The following is a 24,106-nucleotide window of genomic DNA, read 5'->3' as shown; positions in this document are numbered from 1 at the left end:
CAATTACTCCGATTGATCAACAAGAGTGAGTGACCATGCAACGAATTCCTTGTGTGCTAATGCGCGGCGGTACTTCAAAGGGGCCGGTTTTTCTCGCTTGGGATCTTCCGGTTTCCATTGAACAACGCGATGAGCTGTTGCTCTCGGTAATGGGCTCCGGTCACGAACTTGAGATCGACGGCATTGGCGGCGGCAGCCCGCAGACCAGCAAGGTCGCCATCGTCAGCCCTTCGTTGCACCCGGATGCCGATGTGGATTACCTGTTCGTGCAGGTCATGGTTTCCCAGCGCCGGGTGGATACCGCCCCCAATTGCGGCAACATGCTCTGTGCGGTCGGGCCGTTTGCCATCGAGCAAGGCCTGGTCAAGGCGGGCGGCAACTCCACCCGCGTGCGGATCCGCAATCTCAACACCGGCACCTTCGTCACTTCTGAAGTGCATACCCCAGGCGGCAACGTCAGCTATGAAGGCGATACCGTCATCGATGGCGTACCGGGCAGCGCAGCGCCGGTTCAATTGACATTTCTCGATGCCGCGGGCAGCAAGACCGGCAAGCTGTTTCCTACCGGCAATACCCAGGATTGCTTCGACGGCATTGCGGTGACCTGCATCGACATGGCGATGCCGATGCTCATCATCGAAGCGCGCCACATGGGCAAGCGCGGTGATGAAACACCGGCCGAACTGGACGCCGACAAAGACTTTCTGCAGCGCCTCGAAGCCCTGCGTTTGCAGGCGGGCAGGGCCATGGGGCTGGGTGATGTCAGCGACAAGGTCATCCCCAAGCCTGTACTGGTGTCGCCGGCCAAGGCGGGCGGCACGTTGCAGGTTCGCTACTTCATGCCGCACAACTGCCATCGAGCGTTGGCCATTACCGGTTCCATCGGCCTGGCTACGGCCTGTGTCAGCGAAGGCAGTGTGGTCGCGCAGATGCTCGGGTCCACCGGTGAGCCGCGTTTGCAACAGGTGCGAATCGAGCATCCGAGCGGTGGTATCGACGTCGTTCTGTCATACACCGGGATCAACGGTGAAACGATTCGTGCCTCGGTTGTCCGTACCGCGCGAAGGCTGTTTTCCGGCTTTGTCTACGCCCCTGTTTCTCAACGACTCGCCGGGTAGTCGTCCCGCGTAGTCACTGTTGTCCTGCATCAGCACAATTCCAAAAATGGGTGATGCCATGAAAGTCATAAAATCGCTCTACTTCCAAATCCTCTGCGCAGTACTGCTGGGTGTCGTCGTCGGCCATTTCTGGGCTCAACAGGCCATTGCCTTGAAGCCCCTGGGCGATGCCTTCATCAAGCTGATCAAAATGATGATCGCCCCCGTCGTGTTCTGCACTATCGTCACGGGCATTGCCGGGATGAGCGACAAACGCTCCCTGGGTCGCTTGCTGAGCAAGACCATGCTGCTGTTTCTCGGGTTGACGGTGATCAGCCTGATCATCGGCCTGGTGGCGGTCTACCTGTTCAAGCCGGGCGCGGGGATGAATATCGATCCGAGCCAACTGAGCACCGCAGGGCTGTCTCAATACACGGATTCGGCAGCCAAGCTTGGGGTGGTCGAGTTTTTCATGCACATCATTCCCGAGACGTTCATCGGTGCGTTCAGCAAAGGTGAAGTGCTGCCAGTTTTGTTTATCGCTGTGCTCTGCGGTTTCGCCCTGTCATCCCTGGGTGAACGCGGCAAACCTGTGCTCGATGTGCTCGAAGCTGCATCGCAGATGGTCTTCAAGATCTTTTCCTACCTGATGCGCTTCGCGCCGATCGGTGCCTTCGGGGCACTGGCGTTCACAGTCGGGCAGTACGGCATCACCTCGCTGGGTTCCTTGGCGAAGTTGATCATGACGTTGTACATTGCCTGCGGTTTCTTTGTCTTCGTGGTGCTTGGCAGCATTTGCCGCGCCCATGGTTTCAGCCTGTGGAAGTTGCTGCGCTACCTGCGCGAAGAGTTTCTGGTAGTGCTGGGGACGTCCTCCACCGAACCGGTGATGCCTCGCATGCTGGAGAAACTCCAGGCGCTGGGTTGCAAGAAAGGTGTCGTGGGGCTGGTGTTGCCGACGGGGTATTCGTTCAACCTCGATGGCACGGCGATCTACCTGTCGCTGGCGGCAATCTTTATTGCACAGGCTTGCAATATCGAGCTGACCTTCACCCAGACCCTCACCATGCTGGCAATCATGTTGCTGTCCTCCAAGGGCGCAGCAGGGGTCACTGGCAGCGGTTTTGTCGCACTGGCCTCCACGCTGACGGTGATCCATGACATTCCGTTGGCAGGCCTGGCCTTGCTCATCGGCATCGATCGTTTCATGTCCGAAGCGCGTGCGCTGACCAGCCTGGCCAGCAACGCCGTGGCGACCGTGGTGATTTCGATCTCCGAGAACGCCTGTGACCGTCAGGTCCTGCTCGATACGCTCGACGGAAAAGCGCCGACGCCATCAGCCGGGGAACAAGCCTGGGAACCTGTCGCAAGCGCCCGGCACGGCTAGTACGGCTGCCAATACCGTTCGCCCGGAACTCCCCCCTGCCTGACGTCGCTTTTCGCGGCGTCTGGTAGTCTCGAGGTCGCTCGTCTGCGCGTTGGCCTCGCCTATAAAAACAACAAGAGAGATGTCCTATGCTCGCCTTACTCGGCCTGGCCATGGTGGTAGTGTTCACCTACCTGATCATGTCCAAGCGTCTGTCACCGATCGTCGCGTTGACCGTAGTGCCGATCGTCTTTGCCTTGATCGGCGGTTTTGGCGGGACCACCGGGAAAATGATGCTCGACGGCCTGAAAATGGTCGCACCGTCGGCCGCGCTGCTGCTGTTCGCGATTCTGTTTTTCGGATTGATGATCGACTCGGGACTGTTCGACCCGCTGATCCGCAAAATTCTCAAGCGGGTCAACGGCGACCCGATGAAAATCGCCATCGGTACCGCGCTGCTGTCGTTGACCGTGGCATTGGATGGGGACGGCACCACCACCTACATGATCACCTGTGCGGCGATGTTGCCGCTGTACAAGCGCATCGGCATGAACCCGATGATCCTGGCAACGATTGCCATGCTGTCGCTGAGCATCATGAGCGGCTTGAGCCCTTGGGGTGGCCCGGCGACCCGGGCGATCGCCGCACTGGGCGTGGATGCCGGGGAATATTTCATTCCGTTGTTGCCGACCATGATCGGCGGCGCCGCCTGGGTGGTGTTCACGGCGTTTCTGCTGGGACGCACCGAGCGCAAGCGGATCGGCAATACCCTGCTGCAGAGCGGCGGTGGTGACTGCTACATCAAGGCCATTCTGGAAGACACTCCGCACAAGCGTCCGAAGCTGGCCTATGTGAACCTGCTGCTAGTGACCGGGGTAATGATTGCGCTGGTGATGGGCCTGGCCCATTCGGCGATATTGTTCCTGATCGGTTTCGTCCTGGCGCTGATGATCAACTACCCGCAACTGGACATCCAGAAGGAACGCATCCTCGCCCATTCCGGCAATGCCATGACCGTGGTGCTGCTGGTGTTCGCCGCCGGCGTGTTCGCCGGTATTTTCTCCGGCACGAAAATGGTCGATGCCCTGGCACAGACATTGGTGGAGTGGATTCCACCGTCCTGGGGGCATCTGTTTCCGCTGGTGGTGGCGATTACTAGCATGCCGCTGACGTTCGTGCTGTCCAACGACGCCTATTACTTCGGCGTGGTGCCGATCCTCGCCAACGCGGCTGCGGCCTACGGCATTGATCCGGTGGAAATTGCCCGGGCGTCGGTCCTCGGCCAGCCGGTCCACCTGATGAGTCCGCTGGTCGCTTCGACGTTACTGCTGGTGGGCATGGTCGATCGCGATATCGGCGACTTCCAGCGTGCCACCGTGAAATGGGCGGTACTCACTTCCCTGGTGATCACTGCGTTGGCCTTGCTGACCGGGGCCTTGACGTTGTTCGCCTGATCCACCCCTGACTCCCCACTAGACGCATTTCCCGCGCCGGACCGCCGGCGCGCGGATATCCGCATCCTGAAAAACAAAAACAAGAGTAGTTCGACATGACCCGATTTCTGACTCGCAGGGCGTTTTTACCTTTTCTGGGGATGTTGCCGATTGCAGGTGTCGATGCGAGCGATTTCATCGAAGACAGCAAATTGAAGTTGCAGTTGCGCAATGTCTACTTCAACGAAAACTTTCGTGATGAACATGGTTTGAGTGCCCGTTCGGCCAGCACGGCTAAAAGTGAGCGCACTGAGTGGGCGCAGGGCTTCCTGCTGGACTTTCAGTCAGGCTTCACCCCAGGCTTTGTGGGCTTCGGGGCCGACGCCTTGGGTTTGCTGGGAGTCAAGCTTGATTCCGGGCGTGGCCGCAGCGGCACCGGGCTGCTTCCGGTGCATGACGACGGCCGGGCTGCAGACGAATTTGCCAGTGCCGGCGCCGCAGCCAAGGTCAAACTGGCCAAGACCACACTCAAGTACGGCACGCTGCTGCCCAAGACGCCTGTCTTGATCTACAACGATGCGCGCTTGCTACCGCAGACCTATCAGGGGGGGCAAATCATCAGTACCGACATCGATAACCTGACCCTGACAGCGGGCCATCTGGACCGCTTCAAGCTGCGCGATTCCACCGATAGCGTATCGATCGTTGCCGATGGTTATACCGGCGACAAAGGCGGGGATTTCACCTACGCCGGTGGCGACTACAAACTCGGCAAGCACACGCGCTTGAGCTACTTCCATGGCGAGCTGGAAAACTTTTATCGTCAGGACTTTGCAGGCATACAGCACGATTTTCCGTTAGGCCCCGGGATGTTGACGGGCGACCTGCGCTACTTCAACAGCCATGACGACGGACGTGCCTACGCCTCGACAATCGATAACGACATGCTTAGCGCTCAACTGTCCTACGCCGTTGCAGGGCACAACTTCAGTGGCGGTTATCAAAAGCTCAGCGGTACCGCAGGGCTGCCTTACATCAGTGGTGCAACGGTGTACTCGTTCAGTAACGTCGGTATCGGCAAGTTCATCGAAGAGGACGAAAAAACCTGGATGCTCAGCTACGGTTATGACTTTGCGCCCTTGGGTGTACCAGGCCTGACGTTCATGACCCGTTACCTGAAGGGCAACGATGGCAAGTCCGACACCCAGATCAAAGAGTCCGAACGTGACACCGAACTGGCTTACGTCATCCAGAGTGGTGCATTCAAAGGCCTGGGGGTGAAGGTACGTAATTATGTCTATCGCGCGGACTTCGCACGTGGCCGCGATAGCAACCGGATTTATTTCACCTACGACATTGCGATCTGGTAAGGATATTTCTCAACCAGGGATCTAGGGGGCGTGCACGACACAGCCCGGCATCGAAGTACGCACCAGCCGGGATCAGTGGTGCGCAGGATTTCCTGCATTTTTGATCCAGGTACTCAGCTCCGTCACCATTTTATTGACCTCACTGTCTTCCCGTTCCGAGGGGCGAACGATGGCGTTCCAGGCGATGTCGAGGCCGTCATTCAGGGCGGCCCACGCAAGCTCCCCGCGCTCGAGGCTGGGGGTTACCAAATCGCGTTGCAATATGCTGATTCCGTAGCCCGAGCGCACGAGTTCGACGATGGCTTCGATCAATTCCACCGTGATCATGCGGCGCGGCAAGATGCTGGCGGGGGCGAAGAACCGATCGTATTCCCAGCCACTCGCGCGATCGGTCGAGTACGTCACCAGGTTGTAGGTCTTGAAGTCTTCGGCGTAAATATTTTTCCTTCCCGCAAGGGGATGGTCGGTTGCCATGATCGCAATCAAATCGTCCCGAAAAAGTGGCAGTTTTGCTACACCACTCGGCACCATGCCGTCATCAATGATGGACACGTCAAGCCGTCCCTGCATCAGGCTCGCGTAAACGTCATCGCGAGGCACGGTCACCAGGGTGATCTCAATATCCGGCCGCAGGCTTGAGTAATGCTTGATGAATTTCGGGATCCAGCGAAACGGGCCGTAGGAGGTGACCCCCATACGAACAAAAGCCGTAACGCCTCCGGCCATGGACCTCGCTTCAGACTCGGCTTCATTCAGTATCGCGATGATGTCCTTGGCGGCTCTTTCCAGGCGCACGCCAGCCGGGCTGAGTCTTAATTTTCCTCCTGATCTTTCGGTCAGGCTCACACCTAGCCGCCGTTCCGCCTCGCGTATGCGGTGACTGACGGCAGAGGGGGTCAGCCATAATCGCTCGGCAACGGCTGTCACTGAATCGACTTCCGACAGGGTTTTCAGCATCACAAGGTGATCCAGAGTGAGTCTCATAGGGGGAGCGACCTGAAAATAATTCACAAATTTGCGTAATAATATGAGCGTGACTTGTTTTTTGCTCCGGTGCAATCTGGTTTCAGCAACCGCCATCGGAGAACAACAAACATGACAAAGCTTGCCTTCACACCTGCAGTCACTCTGGGCGATATCGTCGACCTTGAGCGTTATCCCATCACCGATCGAACCGACCCGGCGTATCTGGACCTGGTCGCTCGAAGTCAATCGTTGCTTGGCGAGGAAGGCGTTGCGATCTTCCCGGGGTTTGTCCGCGATGAAGTGGTCGGCACGATGGCGGATCAAACCCTTGCACTGCACCCACGCATGTTTCATTTTCGCGAAAACCACACGGTGTATTTCAAGCCTCAGGACGAAAGCGTCGATCCAGAGCACCCACTGCGGCGGTTGATGAGCACTGTGAAAGACACGGTCGCTTACGCCGATATCCCGGCGGACAATCTGATCAGGCAGATTTACCAATCGGACGAAGTACTTTCTTTCATTCGAGATGTATTGAAGCTGGACGTGCTCTATCGCCATGCCGATCCGTTAGCGGCGCTTAACCTGCAGGGCTTTACGGCAGGGCAACAGTTGGGGTGGCACTTTGATCGCTCCGACTTCAGCGTGACGCTGTCACTTCAGGCCGCGAGTGCCGGTGGGGATTTCGAGTATGTACGCATGCTGCGTAACGAGCACGACGATTGCCATGACGAGGTCAGGCAATTCCTGGATAACCCCGCCACTCAGAAGATAGAAGTTCTGCCTCAGGTGCCCGGCACCCTGACTTTGTTTCGTGGCCGCTATTCACTGCATCGTGTGACGCCGGTGGCAGGGGACACGCTCAGGCTCAACGCGGTATTGGCTTACGTGGATCAGCCCAATGTCGAATTCAGCGACTATGCGCGTAAATTGTTTTACGGACGTACGTCGGTAGAGCCTTTGGTTCAGGATCAGCGCCACTCACAATAAAAGCACTCGACACTTCTTCGCTCCACGTGTTTGCACAGGCACTTGTCCACGTTCGATCCGTGGGTCTCGTTTGCCGCCTGTGCAGCACGCGACAGCTCGCTGCCCCCAACAATAATTTCGGAGCGTCTGATCATGAAATACAGGAAGAACTTGCTGGCCTCGTTGCTCACGCTCGGCGTATTGGTTGCCAGTGCTTCAAGCCAGGCTTCAGGGTGGTGTGAATCGGGCAAGCCGGTAAAGTTTGCCGGTCTGAACTGGGAGAGCGGGATGCTGCTCACCGACATCATGATGATTGTGCTCAAGGAAGGATACGGCTGTGAAACCGACCAGTTGGTCGGCAATACCATCATTCTTGAGACCGCTCTGGCCAGCAACGACATCCAGGTATTCGGCGAAGAGTGGATGGAGCGTAGCGAAGTCTGGAAAAAGGCTGCGGCGGCCGGAAAGGTCGTTGCGATTGGCTCACCGATCATGGGGGCCGTCCAGGGCTGGTACGTGCCGCGTTATGTGGTTGAGGGGGACGCAAAACGTAACAAACCGGCCCGAGCGCCGGACCTCAAAACGGTCGCTGACCTGAGCAAGTACCCTGAGGTTTTTCGAGACGCGGAAGAGCCGTCCAAGGGCCGCTTCTACAACTGTCCTGCGGGTTGGATTTGTGAACAGGAAAACACTGAGATGTTGAAAGACTACGGTCTTGAAAACACCTTCACCAACTTCCGTCCCGGAACCGGTGCTGCATTGGATGCCGCCGTACTGTCCAGCTACAAGCGCGGTGAACCGGTGCTGTTCTACTACTGGTCACCGACGCCGCTGATGGGACAGATCGATGCGATACGGCTGGAAGAAAAACCGGGTGTCGACAAAACCGTGGTGACCAAAGTCGGTATTTCCAAAGCCTTCCATGAGCAGGCACCCGAACTGGTTGCAGTGCTGGAGAAGGTCAATATTCCCATTGAACTGTTGAATCAGAACCTGGCGCGGATGACCAGGGAACGCATCGAATCGCCCAAGCTGGCCAGGATTTTCCTCAAGGAACACCCGGAGGTGTGGCACAACTGGGTGGATGAAGCTGTCGCCAACAAAATCCAGGCAGCGCTTTAATCGGCAATCGGGGCAAGGACGCCCGCCAGCGGTAACGCCTTCTCAACACCGAAATCACTCCTGATTTTTCTTTGCTTCTATCTAGAGGCAGCCTTTTTTGCGTGCGGAATTTTATGAATAAGATCAAATCACGGGCGGCTGTCGCGTTCGCGGCCAATCAGCCCCTGCAAATTGTCGAAGTCGATGTGGCACCCCCACAGGCCGGGGAAGTGCTGGTCCGGATCATCGCCACCGGCGTTTGCCATACCGATGCCTTTACGCTGTCCGGTGCCGATCCGGAAGGTATCTTTCCGGTCATTCTCGGTCATGAAGGCGGCGGTATCGTCGTGGCCATCGGTGAGGGGGTGACTTCCCTCGCAGTGGGCGATCATGTGATCCCGCTGTACACCCCGGAATGCGGCGAGTGCAAATTCTGTACATCCGGCAAGACCAACCTTTGTCAGAAGATCCGTGCCACTCAAGGTAAGGGCCTGATGCCGGATGGCACCAGTCGCTTTTCCTACAAGGGCCAACCCGTATTCCATTACATGGGCACCTCGACCTTTTCCGAATACACCGTGCTGCCGGACATTTCCCTGGCCAAGATCCCCAAGGACGCGCCACTGGACAAGGTCTGCCTGCTCGGTTGCGGCGTGACCACCGGCATTGGTGCGGTACTCAATACGGCCAAGGTGGAAGAGGGCGCCAGCGTGGCCATCTTCGGCCTGGGCGGTATCGGCCTGGCCGCGATCATCGGCGCCACCATGGCCAAGGCGGGTCGAATCATCGCGATCGATATCAACCCGGCCAAGTTCGAGATCGCCAGGCAATTGGGAGCCACTGACTTCATCAACCCAAAGGATTACGACAGGCCCATCCAGGAGGTGATCGTCGAGATGACCGAAGGTGGCGTGGACTACTCCTTCGAATGCATCGGCAACGTCAATCTCATGCGTGCGGCCCTGGAATGCTGCCATAAGGGATGGGGCGAGTCGGTGATCATCGGTGTCGCGGGTGCGGGCCAGGAAATCAGTACTCGACCGTTCCAGCTGGTGACCGGCCGCGTCTGGCGTGGCTCCGCTTTCGGCGGTGTCAAAGGTCGCAGCGAATTACCCGCTTATGTCGAGAAGGCTAAAACCGGCGAAATCCCGTTGAACACCTTCATCACCCATACCATGGGGCTTGAAGACATCAACAAGGCCTTCGATTTGATGCATGAAGGCAAGAGCATACGCACCGTTATCCATTTCGAACACTGATAGAACCGCCCCGGCGTACATCGTCAATCGAGCAGCGCCCGGTCGAACTGCAATACCCATCCCCTGTATCAAAGAGAGTACTAATATGAGCATCTTCACTCACGTCACCGTCGGTACCAACGATCTGCAAAAGGCCCGCAGTTTTTACGACAATGTACTCGGCGCACTCGGCCTGAAACGCATCGCGGATCTGAATGAGAATGGATCGATCTGGGGTGAGAATGCCCCGTCCTTCTTCGTGCTGAAACCGGCAAACGGCGCACCCGCCAGCGTCGGCAACGGGGTCACTGTCAGCTTTGAAGCACCGAATCGCGCCGCAATCGATGCCTTTCACGCGGCGGCTCTGGCCTGCGGTGGCACCTGCGAAGGCACACCCGGCCCACGAGGCTGGGCACCTGATGCCTATGCCGCCTATGCCCGGGATCTGGACGGTAACAAGCTGGCCGCGTACTGCTTCAAGGCCGCCTGAGCCTCATTGAAGCTGCGCATTCCTCGTCGGAGATTGAAATCCTGAATGTACGCAGAGCCTTTCCAGGCTGAGATTTCACGTAGAAGCGTGCTGAAGAGGCGCTTTCATTGATCCATCCTACGGCACTCTGAAAAAACCGACTTTTTCAACAGAATCGACCCATTGCAGACATTCAGAAAGCGCTAGGTCAGGTTTACAGAGCAGAGTTTCTAGAAAGCGCACTGGTCAGCCATTACGTTGAAAAGCTGACCAGTTGCGCAGAATGATGCCTATAACTTGCTACTTCAGGAGCGCTTGCAGGTCACGCATAGTATCTCTGATCGCAGCCTTAAAATCGTTGGCGGTAATCTCTTGGCTGTCATTTTTCAAGGTTGTACCGAAAATCTTACGCACGACTCTCGCCAATGGCTTGCCGGAGACGGCATCGACAAAATCCGCTTCGACGTACAGTTCAGTATCTTGAGTGCGGTGACCCGTAAGGGCTTCGGTGGCACCTACCACTGCTGCTATTGGCACTATTTCATACCAACGCATGCCTTCATTGGAAGCCGTTACGCCAGTAATCGCTGTACGCATGATCATAGCTCGCGCACCGTTTGGCACTAACTGGACAGTACGCACAACCTGATATTTCTGCGAAAGCACACTGTTCACACTGTCGTTGGCGAATGCCTGGATTTCTTGCAGGGTTTGCAGATTGACCCGCTCATTCGGCTTTGGCGCCGGATAGATCTGCAGGCGGTCAAACACTACGGTGTCATAACTCGCCGGTTTGAAGTCCGGCGCCATCCAGCGGAGCACTGCATGGCCACTGGGTGAGGTCACTTGCTGCAAGCCATCGTAACTGGGCAGGAAGCCCGAAAATTGATCTTTCTCCGTAACCTTGGTGGTGCAACCTGCGATCAGCAGACTGCATACCGCTATACAGACAAGCCATTTATAGATGGTTTTCATTTTGATGCTCCCGGTAGTGAGTTATCAACGCATTAGTGGGTTCTCAGAAACCTCGAGACGCAAAATGGCAGCCCCTGGATAGAGCCGCCATCCATTGCCAAGTTGACTAATTACCGGCTGGCATCGGCAAGTTGATACCTTCTTTTTTTAGGACGTCACGCACGTACTGGAATTTCTGGTACTGCGACAGCTCGATCGGCCCGTCATAACCCATGCTTTGCAGTTTGCGGGGTGGATAATCGGCGTAGGTTTTCATCAACTTGATGATCGCGCCCGTGATCGGCACCATTGTCCAGGTGCGTTCGGTAAAGTTGTTCATGAACAGGTCATAGCGCTCTTGCGGGTCTTGCCACAAGTCAAAGACCTGCGGCACGGTGGCCACGTATTTTTCTGCGCCTTTCCATCCCAGATTAGAGTCCACCGCCAAGCCACCGGTTTGCGCACCATTGTCGCCGCGCAGGTTGAACACGGCCTTGTAGTTACCGACACGGGCCGCCCCCGGCGACAGTTCGTTCTCGGTAAAGTAGAACCACTCTTTGCGTGGAGAAGGACCACTGCCGGTGAGTACCGGGGTCATGTCGTAACTGTCGAAGATGATTGGCTGACCTTCGCGATCTTTTTCCGGCAGCTTCACGCCAGCGACAGAGGCGAACGTCGCCATCAAGTCCAGGCCCCCCAGGATCTCGTGGTTTTTTGTGTCCGGCTTGATCTTGTCTGGCCAGACGGCAATGGCCGGTACCCGGTTGCCGCCTTCACGTACCGTGCCCTTGGTCCCGCGGAACGGGGTGTAGCCGGCATCCGGATACACATCCTGCCAGGCACCGTTGTCAGTGGTGTAAACCACAAGCGTGTTCTTATCTAGACCCAGCGCCTTGAGCTTGTCCAAAATGCGACCGATGTGTGTATCGAGTTCGACCACTGAGTCGGCGTACTTGGACTTGGACATAGATTTATGCACGAACTCCGGTGCCGGCATGTTCGGCTGGTGCACTTTCATGAAATTGACGTTGATGAAAAACGGCTTGTCCGATTTGGCTGCCGTGTCGAGAAACTCCAGGGCGGCTTTTTCGACGTAGTTGTCAAAGAACGGAATGCCGACCACGCCGGGTTTGCCGTCTACGACAGGCGTGTCCACGTACTGACCGTTGACCTTGAATTCTTCGACCGGTTTTTCACCCGCCTTGCCGGACAAAGCGCCCTTGGTGACCCTCTGGAACATCTCGCGGGTTTCCGGATCCATGTCCGGGAACCAGGTCGGGTCAGCGTAGGTGTAGGCGTTGAGGTGGTACAGGCCGACGTATTTCATCACGTCATAACCCTGCGCATTGGGCAACGCATAATCGGCTTCGCCCAAATGCCATTTGCCGGTGAAATAGGTGTCGTAGCCGCCAGTTTTCAACACCGATGCCAAGGTCCACTCGGCGGCGGGCAAGCCTCCGCCCTGGCCCTGGAAGGCGACGGTAGTCATGCCGCTACGATTGGGGATACGCCCGGTTTGCATGGCCGCCCGACCCGGTGTGCAGCTTGGCTGGGCATAAAAAGAGTAGAAAGTGACCCCTTCTGCCGCCAACTCATCGATGCTGGGGGTGGGCATGCCTCGACCGACCCCACCGCCGTAGGGGCCTAGGTCGCCATAGCCGGTATCGTCGGAGACGATAAACAGAATATTGGTCTTTTCCGTTTGAGCCGCGTGGGCAAGTCCGTTCAATGACAATAATGCAGCAAACACGACAGACAGCTTGAAACGATCCGATAGCTTGTCCATACCAGCAATCCTCGTTGTTTCATTGTGTTGGCAACCTGGTGATGAGTGCACAACTACATTGACACTTGGTGCGTTGACCACCGAGTAATTAGCCTAGGTACTGCGTACAGAATCATTTCCCCCTTCCTGCATGACCATGCACAAGTTAAGGCGCAGGATAGAGTCTAGTGCGGTTTCTCAGGTGTACGTGGTGAGTGCTCTGGCTGTATCAATAGACGCTTTCTGAAGAAACCATCTTCTGTTTTTGTCTAATAAAGTTTTGGGACACTCCTTTCAATGGAGAATATTTCGCCCCGATGTAGAGGGGGTGACTGATCGATGGCTCAACGGAACGTTAGTTAATACGAATTAATCTGACTGACCGGAGATAGTATTTTTCCCCTTCGAACATCGTTCAGATACCTGATCTAAGCTCATTGGCGGCAGGGTCGTCCTCAGCTTTGTCACCGCGACACGACAACCCAAGCTCTCAATTTCGAGAAAGGAGTTGGAAATGAACAACGGCGTTCGACTTGCTCCTTTCATTACCTTTGCGGTGGTATGGCCTGAAATCAGCCTCGCCGCCGATAGTCAGGCCGAGCTGGCCAAGCAAACGCTGAATCCCGTCGCCGCGCTCTACAGCGTACCTATTCAGTACAACTGGAACCAAAAACTCGGCCCGAGCAGTGAGGGCTACCAAAGTGTCACCAACATCCAGCCAGTACTGCCATTCAGTATCAATGACGAGTGGAACCTGATCTCCCGAACCATCCTGCCGATCATTGATCAGCATGGTCTGGTACCTGACGGGCAGGCGGACAAATCCGGTTTGGGGGATGTGACCCAGAGCTTCTTTTTTTCACCCAGGCAGCCGACTTCCAGTGGCTGGATTTTGGGGGCAGGACCGGCCATTCTGGTGCCGACCGGGAGCGATGAGCTTTTGAGCAGTGAGCAATGGGGGTTGGGGCCCACAGCGGTGGCCCTCAAGCAGAGCAATGGTTGGACCCGCGGCATTCTGGCCAATCACATCTGGTCGCTGGAAAACAGCCCGCCCGATGACAAGGACAAGGTCAACGCGACTTTCCTGCAACCTTTCTTCAGCTACACCACTCACACCTACACCACCTTCGGCATCAACACCGAATCCACCTATGACTGGCAGACCCGCGAATGGTCAGTGCCAATCAACCTTTTCGTCACCCAGTTGTTCAAAGTCGGCCATCAACCCATGACACTGCAAGCAGGACCACGTTATTGGGCAGATAGTCCGAAAGATGGTGCTGAGGGCTGGGGATTCCGGGTGGCGTTTACACTGTTGTTTCCCAAGTGAGTGCCAAGTTTCAACGGACCATGTAAGTGTATGCTTTTGGCCGAGTTCTGCCCGTTGCCACTGTCAGCTTTGGGTTGCAAACCTTCGCGACAGGCAGGCTATCGGGTACTCCATACGATTGCGGAAACTGCAGGTATGACCAAAACATCTACACTGGACTCCCAACTGACTGCTGTAGTCATCGCCAGAGTGAGCAGCCATGTAACCACCAACGATTTACCAATCCAGCCATAGGTAATCATTCATGAAACTCATGATCTTGGTGCGGCGTACCTGGAACTCCATAGTCTCTGCGAACCACCCGGATTCCCACGTCAGGCGACGCTATGGCTCACCCCTCGCCGTAATTGGGTTGAGCCTGATAGCTTCGACAGCGGTGTTCGCTGCCGACCCTTTAGCGTCCTGGAATGAGGGGCCGGCCAAGCAAGCCATCGTAGAGTTTGTCAAAGCGACCACCAAGGAAGGTGGTACTCAGTTCGTGGCGCCAGCCGATCGCATCGCGACGTTCGATCAGGACGGCACGTTGTGGGTCGAGCACCCTGCCTATGGTCAATTGTTCTATTGCCTGAGTCGCGTACCTGCCGCAGTAGAGGAGAAACCTGAGCTGGCTCAGGTTGAACCGTTTAAGACAGTGCTGTCGGGAGATCATGCCGCCATGGCGAAACTGACCCTTGATGACTATCTGAAAATTGCCATGGTCACCCTGAGCGGCATGCCCACGGACGAGTTCAAGCAGGAAGTCCATGCCTGGCTGGCCAAAGCCAAAGACCCTCGCTGGAAGCGCCCGTTTACCGAATTGACGTACCAGCCGATGAAGGAAGTCATGCAGTACCTGCGTGACAATGGGTACAGAACGTACATCGTCACCGGCGGTGGACAGGATTTCGTTCGCGCCTATTCCGAAGAGGTCTATGGTGTACCTCCCGAACAGGTCGTCGGCAGTGCCGGGACTACCGAGTATGGCTACGACAAAAGCGGCAAGCCGCAGCTGATCAAGCAACCCAAGATACTGCTCAACGACAACGATGCCGGCAAGCCTGAGAACATTTACCTGCTGGTTGGCCGCCAGCCCTATGCAGCCTTCGGCAACTCCACCGGTGACAGGCAAATGCTGGAGTACGCCAAGTCCGGCAAGGGTGCGCGCCTAGCGATGCTGATCCTGCATGACGACGCAGAACGTGAGTACGCCTATGGTCCTGCGCAAGGACTACCGGATACCAAAGTGGGCACCTTTACTGACGCGTTATATAACCAGGCGACAAGTGAAGGCTGGACTGTGATCAGCATGAAAAAGGACTGGAAGAAGATTTTTGCATTCGAGTGAAATGCAGCTGTAGTTGAACTCCGTTAGCCGATAGCAGCCGATCATGAAGGGCTGCTATTGGCCGATTCTGTTGAAAAAGTCGAAATTTCAGACTGGAAGACATTAAGCTTGGCCGTCACTTCAGAACCTGTTCACCACGCTGGGTGGTTTTTGGGTTCTGCGTTGATCTTTGCAGCTTGGTCAGTGGGTTAATTTGAGAGTTTTTGCTGATTCCGGGCGTACCTATCCCGTGGCCGGCGGCCCTTGTGAGGTCAGTTTCGCCAGTCTTCTTAAATTCTGTACCGCAGCGGCCAAGGTAAATTCGTCGTTTGCACCGGTCATTCCTCGTAGCCTTAATCGATCCAGTTTCAGGATTCGTTTGAGGTGAGCGAACAACATTTCGACCTTTTTGCGCTCATGGCGAGAGCACACGTATTGCGGTGTTGCGGCAATTCGCCGAGCAACATTGCGTGCCGCCTCATGGACGCTACGGGCGATTTTTCGGAACGAGGTGTTTGGGCAGCAGCGCTCTTTCATCGAGCATTTAGAGCAGTCTGTTTGCCGGGATCGAAAGATGATGGTGTCGGCTTTCGTGACATGTGAGCGCTGGTTCTTGAAGGCCCGCCACTCGCTACGCAGGGCGTGCCCCGTGGGGCAACGATATTCCTGCGCTTTTTCACTCCATTGAAAATCACTGATCGAGAGGCTCTTGTTCTTACGCTCGGTTTTGTCCCAAACCGGCACATGCGGCTCGATTTCTTTTTCGTCGACCATCCAGGCCAACATCGGTGCGGTTCCATAAGCGGTATCGCCGATGAGCCGATCCGGCTTGATATCGAAGTGCTCTTCGACCCGCTCAATCATGGTCTTGGTGCTCTCGACCTCGGCGGTTCGATGAGCTGGCGTTGGTTCCACATCCATGATCACGCCATGCTCGACATCAATCAGGTAGTTCGTCGAGTACGCGAAGAACGCCGGGCCCCCTGGCGCTGCGGTCCAACGAGAAAGCGGATCAGTCAGTGACAGGCGCTTGGGCAGTGCTTCGGCCAAAGCTTCTTCATCCAGCGCTTCAAGGTACTCACGGACGGCGCGAGTACTCAACGACGGATCGCTCCAGTTGATCTCTTCATTTCCGGGTACGCCACGTTGCCGACTGGCGTCCGCCTTGATGACGCTCGCGTCCACAGCAAAACCTTCGCCCTTGACCAGACCTGCGTCCATGCAGCGACGCAGCACTTCGTTGAACAGCCAGCGAAACAACGAACTGTCGCGAAAACGACCGTGCCGATTCTTGGAAAACGTAGAGTGATTGGGGACTTCGTCTTCGAGGCTCAACCGGCAGAACCAGCGATATGCCAGGTTCAAATGAGCCTCTTCGCACAACCTGCGTTCGGAGCGAATGCCGTAGCAGTAACCTACGATCAGCAGGCGAATCATCAGTTCAGGATCAATCGATGGACGCCCGATTGGGCTATAAAAGTCGGCGAGGTAATGGCGTAGATCGCTTAGATCGAGGCATCGATCAATGTTGCGCAGGAGGTGATTGGCTGGGATGTGATCTTCAATGTTGAACGAGTAAAACAGTCTCTCTTGCCCACTCGACAATTGTCCCATCATGCTGCGAATCCCCCCGCTGGCCGATGACCTGATTTTGCCGCAGGCCAGGCAGGAGATCTACTTTTTCAACAGAATCGGCCGATTGCTGCCTGTCACGATGGGTAACGACCGACCCGTTTTACTTTTGGTCTGGCCGATCTGGTCGTCGCGCAAATGACCTGCACAGCTTTGAGGGCATAGCGATTCGTGGCTCGCAGAAGGTGGGTATCTACACATCTTTCAAGGGCTGCCAAATACTGTGGCGAGGGAGCGAGCGCCCTCGCCACAGGTTCGTGTGTGCTGCGAAAGCTTAGTGACCCATCACCTCGTCCAGCGCCTCTTCGAGTGTGCTGACCGTGCGCTCGATATTGTGCAGCTTTTCGAGTCCGAACAGGCCGATGCGAAAGGTCTGGAAGTCGGCCGGCTCGTCGCATTGCAACGGCACGCCGGCGGCGATCTGCAGGCCTTGCGCGGCAAATTTCTTGCCGCTCTTGATCTCGGCATCGTCGGTATAGCTGACTACGACGCCAGGGGCCTCAAACCCGGCTGCGGCCACGCTCTTGATTCCTTTGGCGGTCAATAGGGCGCGCACCCGGTCGCCCAGCGCCTGCTGTTCGTCGCGAACCTTGTCGAAGCCATAGGCCTGGGTCTCTTTCATTATTTCGCTAAAACGCGCCAGCGCATCGCTGGGCATGGTCGCGTGATAGGCATGCCCGCCCTGTTCGTAGGCCTGCATGATCTGCAGCCATTTTTTCAGGTCGCAGGCGAAGCTGCTGCTCTGCGTCTGCTCGATGCGCTCCAGGGCCAGGGGGCTGAACATCACCAGGGCGCAGCAAGGGGAAGCGCTCCAGCCTTTCTGCGGCGCACTGATCAGCAGGTCGATAGCGCACTTGTGCATATCGACCCACAGCGCGCCCGAGGCGATGCAGTCCAGCACGAACAGGCCACCCACCGCGTGCACGGCGTCGCCGACGGCGCGCAGGTAGTCATCGGGCAGGATGATCCCCGATGAGGTTTCAACGTGGGGGGCGAACACGACTTGCGGCTTCTGCGCCTGAATGGTTGCCAGCACTTCGTCCAGGGGGGGAGGGGCGTAGGCAGCCTGGCGACCAGCCTCGACCGGACGGGCTTTCAATACCGTGGTCGCCGCCGGGATGTTGCCCATCTCGAGGATCTGGCTCCAGCGATAACTGAACCAGCCGTTGCGGATCACCAGGCATTGCTGGCCGCCGGCAAACTGTCGCGCCACCGCTTCCATGCCGAAGGTGCCGCTGCCGGGGACCACCGCAACGGCCTGGGCGTTGTAGACCTGTTTCAGGGTGCTGGAGATATTGTTCATCACCCCTTGGAACGCCTGCGACATGTGGTTGAGCGAGCGGTCGGTGTAGACCACCGAGTACTCGACCAGTCCCTCGGGATCGATACTGGGATATAGCTTTGACATGGGTAACTCCTGTGGCAGAAGTGTCAATGTTATCGACCCTGCCTCAAGCCTTGGCAAATGACAAGGTGGCCCGGGATCAAATTGATATATCTGTTGGAAGGAGGATAAGGAGGACTTGCTGGCGCCAGGGAGCGCGCGATTAAAACTCGCTCCTGCAGGTACGACGTGATCCTGTAGGAGCGAGCTTGCTCCGGGCGGCGTTCCGACGAAGGACGAGAGGGCGCCGCGAACATTCTGGCAGTACACGTAATCGTTCACGTCCATCGCGAGCAATCGAGCGTCGACCGGCTGCTCCTACAAGGTATTGCGGTGTTCCGGGCCGGTTAGAAGAAGCCCAGCGGGTTGATGTCGTAGCTCACCAGCAGGTTTTTGGTCTGCTGATAATGGTCGAGCATCATCTTGTGGGTTTCACGACCGACGCCGGACTTCTTGTAGCCACCGAATGCGGCGTGCGCCGGGTACAGGTGGTAGCAGTTGGTCCACACCCGACCGGCCTTGATCGCGCGGCCCATGCGGTAGGCGCGGTTGATGTCGCGGGTCCACAGGCCGGCACCGAGGCCGAACTCGGTGTCGTTGGCGATGGCCAGGGCTTCGGCTTCGTCCTTGAAGGTGGTGATGCTCACCACCGGGCCAAAGATTTCTTCCTGGAACACGCGCATTTTGTTGGTGCCCTTGAGCAGGGTCGGCTGGATGTAATACCCGGTCGCCAGGTTGCCCTCGAGTTTTTCCACCTTGCCGCCGGTCAGCAGCTCGGCGCCTTCGCCCTTGGCGATTTCCAGGTACGACAGGATCTTGTCGAATTGCTGCTCGGACGCCTGGGCGCCGACCATGGTGTCGGTGTCCAGCGGGTCGCCGCGTTTGATTTGCAGGACCTTCTTCATCACCACTTGCATGAACTCGTCGTAGATCGACTCCTGCACCAGCGCGCGGGACGGGCAGGTGCAGACTTCGCCCTGGTTGAAGAACGCCAGCACCAGGCCCTCGGCGGCTTTTTCGATGAAGGACGGTTCGGCCTGCATGATGTCTTCGAAGAAGATGTTCGGCGATTTGCCACCCAGCTCCACGGTGGACGGAATGATGTTTTCAGCCGCGCATTTCATGATGTGCGAGCCAACCGGGGTCGAGCCGGTGAAGGCGATCTTGGCGATGCGCTTGCTGGTGGCCAGGGCTTCACCGGCTTCTTTGCCGAAGCCTTGCACCACGTTGAACACGCCAGGCGGCAGCAGGTCGCCGATCAGTTCCATCAGCACGGTAATGCCCAGCGGGGTTTGCTCGGCAGGCTTGAGCACCACGCAGTTGCCGGCGGCCAGGGCCGGGGCGAGTTTCCAGGCGGCCATCAGGATCGGGAAGTTCCACGGAATGATCTGCCCGACCACGCCCAGCGGTTCATGGATGTGATAGGCCACGGTGTTGCCATCGATCTCGGCGGCGCTGCCTTCCTGCGCACGGATGCAACCGGCGTAGTAGCGGAAGTGGTCGGCGGCCAGCGGGATGTCGGCGTTAAGGGTTTCGCGCACGGCTTTGCCGTTGTCCCAGGACTCGGTGATTGCCAGGAGTTCCAGGTTCTGTTCGATGCGGTCGGCGATTTTCAGCAGCACCAGCGAGCGCGCCTGGACGGACGTGGCGCCCCAGGCATCGGCAGCGGCGTGGGCAGCGTCCAGGGCTTTTTCGATGTCTTCGGCGCTGGAGCGCGGGAATTCGGCAATGGGTTGGCCATTCACTGGCGAGGTATTGGTGAAGTACTGACCTTTGACAGGCGCGACGAACTCGCCGCCGATGTAGTTACCGTAACGGGACTTGAAGGAAACGATGGCACCGGGCGTGCCAGGGTGGGCGTAGTTCATGGTGGTGTTCTCTTGTTGTTTTTGGTTGTGACCGTCCCTGGGACGGCCACTGTCAATTGCACAAGCCCGGGTCAGGAGCCCTGAGGGGTTTCTCCACGTGCCAGCCGGGCATTGATGTCTTCGATCACCGCCGGCAAATCAACGATGGTGTCGATCAGGTAGTGCGGGCGAGAGCCCTCAAACATCTTGATGATGCGCGCGCGTTCCTCGGCCAACTCCTCCAGGGATAAATCCTTGAATTCTTCATAGGTCAGGCCCAGTGCATTGCCGGAGCAGGTCAGCGCGACGGTCCACATGCCCGCGCTCCGACCTTCGAGGATGCCGGGCCAGGTGTCATCGACCTTCACGCAAGCGGCGACGTCGCTGATCCCCAGCGCAATCACGTTGGCCAAGGCCTGGGCCGGGTGCGGGCGTCCATTGGGCACTTCGTCGGTCGCCACCACATGGTCGGTGACATAGCCGTTCTTGCGCGCCAGTTCCACGACTTTTTCCATGACCACGGCCGGGTAGCCTGAGCAGGAGCCGATTTTCAGACCCTTGTCGCGCAAGCCATTGATGGTATTGAGCGCACCGGGAATCAGCGCCGAGTGCAGGGCGATTTTTTCGATCTGCAACGGCATGAAGCGCTCGTAGAGGGCGGTGACATCATCATCGGTTGGCAACCGGCCGAAGACGGCATGGTAGCGGTCGGCAATCTGCGGCTCGTTGCACAGCGTGCGGATGTGATCCCACTTGCCCATGCCCATCGGCCCGCGAGCTTCTTGCAGAGAGACTGCAACGCCGAACTCGGCAAAGGCTTCGACGAAAATCTGAGTCGGTGCGAAAGACCCGAAATCAACCACGGTGCCCGCCCAGTCCAGAACCACGGCTTGCAGTTGAGAAGGTTGCTTGTAATGCATGGTGATTGCTCCAGTGATGGGTGATTTGTTGGTTCGGGTTCAGGAATTGGTGCCGACGATGACCGGTTGCACGGGAGTCGAGGTCAGCTCTATGTTTTCCACCGTTTTCGGGCGGCTGTTCCAAAATGGAATCAACATCAAGCTAGCCAGCAGTGCCGCGACGGTGAACACCAGGAATATGGTGGTGGTGTCGAAATATCCTGGTAACAGGCCGCCGAGGACCGCCCCTATCGAACCGCAGCCGTTGACGAAACCTGCGGCAGAGGCCGCACCGTCCTTACTGCCGAAATCAATGGCAGCCGAGCCGCTCATCATCGAGTCCGGCCCGTAGAGTGTCAGGCCCATCATGAATAGCAGGCCGACCACCATGTAAAGACTGCCGCTCTGCATGGCGGGGACGAACAGCGCAAGGCAAACGGTAAGGAGAACCAGGCTAAGGACACAGGCCGGCATACGACGAGCACCGAAGTACTTATCTGATGCGATACCGATGAGGATCGGACCTGCCAGACCAGCGAGTTCAAAAGCCGTGGGGACGATGGCGGAGGCTACCTTGCCGATCTCGGGCATGCGTTCGTAGATAATCACCGGGCCCCACAGGAGGATGGCGTAGCGCGCTGGCTTGAGCATGAAATAGGCCAGGCCGAGCACCAGCACAGTCCGGTTTTTCATCACCGTGCGCAAGCCGGCCCACATGCTTTCGCGCGGCACCACGACGTTGCTGACGGGTTCGATCTCGATCTCGACGGGAGGCAGGCCGACGTCTTCCGGCCGGTTGCGTTGCAGGAAAAAGAACAACACCGCTATCACCAGTACCACCACAGCACTGCTGATGAACGCGATGCGCCAGTCGTGGTAAGCGTTGTAGGCCCACCAACCGGCAAACGGTGTGGCTACCAGACCGCCAAAGGCGTAGGAGGTACTCCAGTAACCCAGCACGCGACCACGTTCACTGGTGCTGAAGAAACTGCCGACGTTCTTGCACAGGCCAGACCAGCCGGTGGACTGGGCAAGGCCCTGGATCAGCATGCAGGAGGCGAAAATCGGCAAGGTGGCGTAGGTACCCATCAGCAGCGCGGCCAGCGCCGAGATGACGAGCCCGCTCAGCACCACGACCCTTGGCCCGAAACGGTCAGAGAAGTTGCCCCAAAGAAACTGTCCCACGGCATACGCGGTCAGGTAGAGGGCATCGAGATTGGCCATCATGGCTTTTTCGAGCATGAAGTCCGGGTCTTCGCCAATACCCAGTTTGGCGACAGAAAACGCCTTGCGGGTGAAGTAGAAGCCGGCATACGCCACCCAAGTGATGAGAAAAACTTGCACGCGCCAACGCTGGAGAGATTTCCAGCCGGTTGCGAGAGGACTTGTAGCGTTCTTGTTCATGGTGTTCTGATCCCGTATGTGGTGCCAGACAGCGCAGTCATTGGTTTTGTTTTTGTTTTCGGTACAGAAAATCTGTCCATGCTCACGACATCGATCAGATGGCAGTGAGATGGCATCAGGCTTTAAGTATTGAATTGACGCGGTCGCTGACTCCTGCCCGGCTCTGCCTGGCGATAAGTCATCGAATCCATGGTTTAAAAAAGATCCCTGTCCCACAGGTGCTACCCATTGCACCTGTGCTCGAATTGACAAGGACCTTTAAACGGGGCAGTCAGCCTGCCGGCAATTGCATGTCGACGTTCATCGCCACAAGACTGTCGGCGATGGCGCGTAGCAATTGATGGACGATGTATTCGTCGATCTGGCCGATACAGCCGATACGGAAACTGTCGGCTACGGTCAGTTTGCCGGGGTAGATGATGAACTGGCGGGCCTTGAGTTCATCGTAGAAGCGCTTGAACTCAAAGTTCGGATGTTCCGGGCTGAAGAACGTGGTGATGATTGGCGACAGCCAACGGTCCTCGAGCAACGTTCTGAAGCCGAGTTCGCGCATGCCTGCGACCAGTACATCGCGATTGCGGGTGTAGCGTGCCAGGCGGCCATGCACGCCGCCTTCGGCATTGTGTTGCTCCAGGGCTTTATGGAAGGCCACGACGCTGTGGGTCGGTGGAGTGAAGCGCCATTGGCCAGTGCGCTCCATGTACACCCACTGCTCGTAGAGGTCGAGGCTCAGTGAGTTGGCGCGGCCTTTGGCGGCCTCCAGCACGGAGCGGCGGATGATGACGAAACCGAACCCCGGAATACCCTCGATGCATTTGTTGGCAGACGACACCACCACGTCGAACGCTATTTCATTGACCGTCAACGGCACGGCTCCGAAGGAGCTCATGGCATCGATGATCAGGCTCTTGCCATGGGCCTTCACCACGTCGGCGATTTCGCGCAGCGGATTGAGAATGCCGGAGCTGGTTTCGCAATGGACGAGGAAGACGTTGGTCACGTCCGGGTTGTCCCTGAGCAGGGCGTCCACTTCCTCGGGTTGCGGCGGCAGGTAATCCCCTTTGTCCAGGGTAATGAACGCGCGGCCTAGGTACTCCAGGGTCTTTGTTGCGCGTTGGCCGTAGGCGCCATTCATCAGCACCAGCGCTTTACCGTCGCGAGGGATGGCCGTGGCTAACGCAGCCTCCACCGAATAGCTGCCGCTGCCTTGCAAGGGCACACAGGCGAAGCTGTCGTCCTGTACCCCGGCCATGCTGAGCAAGCTCTGGCGAACGTCAGCAGTGACTTGATTGAAGGCAACGTCCCATGAACCCCAGTCGCGCAGCATGGCTTCCTTGGTGGCTTTGGAAGTGGTCAACGGGCCTGGGGTCAGCAGGTAGGGTTCACCCAGGGCTGGGGTGGCCAGCGCCTGTGTGGTCGGAAATTCAGCTTTGGTCATGATCTTCTCCGGCGATATTGTTTTTGTGAGGAGTGATGCATGGGCCAATAAAAACACTCGCTGAAAAATAACTGAAATCGATTTATCACATGTCAATAACAAGCTGAGCTTATAAGTTGAACGGTTGATTCCAAGCACAAA

The 24,106-nt window shown here is 57.2% G+C and carries 19 protein-coding genes; 10 read left to right on the top strand and 9 right to left on the bottom strand.

The features are described 5' to 3' along the window. The first annotated feature begins 35 nt into the window (after positions 1–35). From PMA3_RS19175 to PMA3_RS19160, 4 genes are all read left to right on the top strand, one after another. Positions 36–1,118, top strand: coding sequence for a 4-oxalomesaconate tautomerase (locus PMA3_RS19175; protein WP_064678652.1), 1,083 nt, complete (start codon positions 36–38; stop codon positions 1,116–1,118). A 46-nt stretch (positions 1,119–1,164) separates the two neighbouring features. Then, the gene (locus PMA3_RS19170; RefSeq protein ID WP_064678651.1) at positions 1,165–2,484 is read left to right on the top strand and encodes a dicarboxylate/amino acid:cation symporter; all 1,320 of its coding nucleotides are present in this window, start codon (positions 1,165–1,167) and stop codon (positions 2,482–2,484) included. A 128-nt stretch (positions 2,485–2,612) separates the two neighbouring features. After that, on the top strand, positions 2,613–3,917 hold the full coding sequence (locus PMA3_RS19165) for a CitMHS family transporter (protein ID WP_064678650.1): 1,305 nt from the start codon (positions 2,613–2,615) through the stop codon (positions 3,915–3,917). A gap of 95 nt (positions 3,918–4,012) precedes the next feature. Then, positions 4,013–5,266, top strand: coding sequence for an OprD family porin (locus PMA3_RS19160; protein WP_064678649.1), 1,254 nt, complete (start codon positions 4,013–4,015; stop codon positions 5,264–5,266). A 72-nt stretch (positions 5,267–5,338) separates the two neighbouring features. Here PMA3_RS19160 and PMA3_RS19155 read toward each other — a convergent pair whose 3' ends face one another. Further along, on the bottom strand, positions 5,339–6,250 hold the full coding sequence (locus PMA3_RS19155; RefSeq protein WP_064680763.1) for a LysR family transcriptional regulator: 912 nt from the start codon (positions 6,248–6,250) through the stop codon (positions 5,339–5,341). 54 nt (positions 6,251–6,304) lie between these two features. Here PMA3_RS19155 and PMA3_RS19150 point away from each other — a divergent pair, with 54 nt between their 5' ends. From PMA3_RS19150 to PMA3_RS19135, 4 genes are all read left to right on the top strand, one after another. Next, entirely contained in the window at positions 6,305–7,222 is a 918-nt protein-coding gene (locus PMA3_RS19150; RefSeq protein WP_237140653.1) for a HalD/BesD family halogenase, read from the top strand. A 132-nt stretch (positions 7,223–7,354) separates the two neighbouring features. Beyond that, positions 7,355–8,323: a glycine betaine ABC transporter substrate-binding protein gene (locus tag PMA3_RS19145; RefSeq protein ID WP_064678647.1), complete on the top strand. Its 969-nt coding sequence runs from the start codon at positions 7,355–7,357 to the stop codon at positions 8,321–8,323. A 113-nt stretch (positions 8,324–8,436) separates the two neighbouring features. Then, positions 8,437–9,561 carry an S-(hydroxymethyl)glutathione dehydrogenase/class III alcohol dehydrogenase gene (locus tag PMA3_RS19140; RefSeq protein WP_064678646.1) on the top strand — a complete coding sequence of 375 codons (1,125 nt, stop codon included), beginning with the start codon at positions 8,437–8,439 and terminating at the stop codon, positions 9,559–9,561. 85 nt (positions 9,562–9,646) lie between these two features. Beyond that, positions 9,647–10,030 (top strand): VOC family protein, encoded by a 384-nt coding sequence (locus tag PMA3_RS19135; RefSeq protein WP_064678645.1) that lies wholly within the window; start codon positions 9,647–9,649, stop codon positions 10,028–10,030. 279 nt (positions 10,031–10,309) lie between these two features. On the opposite strand, the gene PMA3_RS19130 is transcribed toward PMA3_RS19135, so the two are convergent. Together PMA3_RS19130 and PMA3_RS19125 are read right to left on the bottom strand one after the other, a co-directional pair. Then, on the bottom strand, positions 10,310–10,984 hold the full coding sequence (locus tag PMA3_RS19130) for a DUF3313 domain-containing protein (RefSeq protein ID WP_064678644.1): 675 nt from the start codon (positions 10,982–10,984) through the stop codon (positions 10,310–10,312). Between the two features lie 106 nt (positions 10,985–11,090). Then, positions 11,091–12,749 carry an arylsulfatase gene (locus PMA3_RS19125; RefSeq protein ID WP_064678643.1) on the bottom strand — a complete coding sequence of 553 codons (1,659 nt, stop codon included), beginning with the start codon at positions 12,747–12,749 and terminating at the stop codon, positions 11,091–11,093. A gap of 493 nt (positions 12,750–13,242) precedes the next feature. Between PMA3_RS19125 and PMA3_RS19120 the strand changes: the two genes are divergently transcribed. Together PMA3_RS19120 and PMA3_RS19115 are read left to right on the top strand one after the other, a co-directional pair. Continuing rightward, positions 13,243–14,058 carry a hypothetical protein gene (locus tag PMA3_RS19120; RefSeq protein WP_064678642.1) on the top strand — a complete coding sequence of 272 codons (816 nt, stop codon included), beginning with the start codon at positions 13,243–13,245 and terminating at the stop codon, positions 14,056–14,058. Positions 14,059–14,302: 244 nt separating this feature from the next. Then, positions 14,303–15,382, top strand: coding sequence for an HAD family hydrolase (locus PMA3_RS19115; RefSeq protein WP_082930378.1), 1,080 nt, complete (start codon positions 14,303–14,305; stop codon positions 15,380–15,382). 222 nt (positions 15,383–15,604) lie between these two features. Here PMA3_RS19115 and PMA3_RS19110 read toward each other — a convergent pair whose 3' ends face one another. The 6 genes from PMA3_RS19110 to PMA3_RS19085 form a co-directional block, all read right to left on the bottom strand. Continuing rightward, on the bottom strand, positions 15,605–16,978 hold the full coding sequence (locus PMA3_RS19110) for an IS1182 family transposase (RefSeq protein WP_064678641.1): 1,374 nt from the start codon (positions 16,976–16,978) through the stop codon (positions 15,605–15,607). 289 nt (positions 16,979–17,267) lie between these two features. Continuing rightward, positions 17,268–18,401 carry a pyridoxal-phosphate-dependent aminotransferase family protein gene (locus PMA3_RS19105; RefSeq protein WP_064678640.1) on the bottom strand — a complete coding sequence of 378 codons (1,134 nt, stop codon included), beginning with the start codon at positions 18,399–18,401 and terminating at the stop codon, positions 17,268–17,270. 323 nt (positions 18,402–18,724) lie between these two features. Beyond that, positions 18,725–20,245, bottom strand: a complete 1,521-nt coding sequence (exaC, locus tag PMA3_RS19100) for an acetaldehyde dehydrogenase ExaC (RefSeq protein WP_064678639.1) — start codon at positions 20,243–20,245, stop codon at positions 18,725–18,727. A gap of 71 nt (positions 20,246–20,316) precedes the next feature. Further along, complete coding sequence (gene phnX, locus PMA3_RS19095; RefSeq protein ID WP_064678638.1) at positions 20,317–21,144, bottom strand: phosphonoacetaldehyde hydrolase; 828 nt, start codon at positions 21,142–21,144, stop codon at positions 20,317–20,319. A 39-nt stretch (positions 21,145–21,183) separates the two neighbouring features. After that, the gene (locus PMA3_RS19090) at positions 21,184–22,527 is read right to left on the bottom strand and encodes an MFS transporter (protein WP_064678637.1); all 1,344 of its coding nucleotides are present in this window, start codon (positions 22,525–22,527) and stop codon (positions 21,184–21,186) included. A 271-nt stretch (positions 22,528–22,798) separates the two neighbouring features. Further along, on the bottom strand, positions 22,799–23,965 hold the full coding sequence (locus PMA3_RS19085; RefSeq protein ID WP_082930377.1) for a 2-aminoethylphosphonate--pyruvate transaminase: 1,167 nt from the start codon (positions 23,963–23,965) through the stop codon (positions 22,799–22,801). Between the last annotated feature and the right edge of the window lie 141 nt (positions 23,966–24,106).

Origin of the sequence: Pseudomonas silesiensis (genome assembly GCF_001661075.1) — a bacterium.
Classification (GTDB): Bacteria; Pseudomonadota; Gammaproteobacteria; order Pseudomonadales; family Pseudomonadaceae; genus Aquipseudomonas; species Aquipseudomonas silesiensis.
This window is presented reverse-complemented; position numbering and strand designations above follow the sequence as displayed.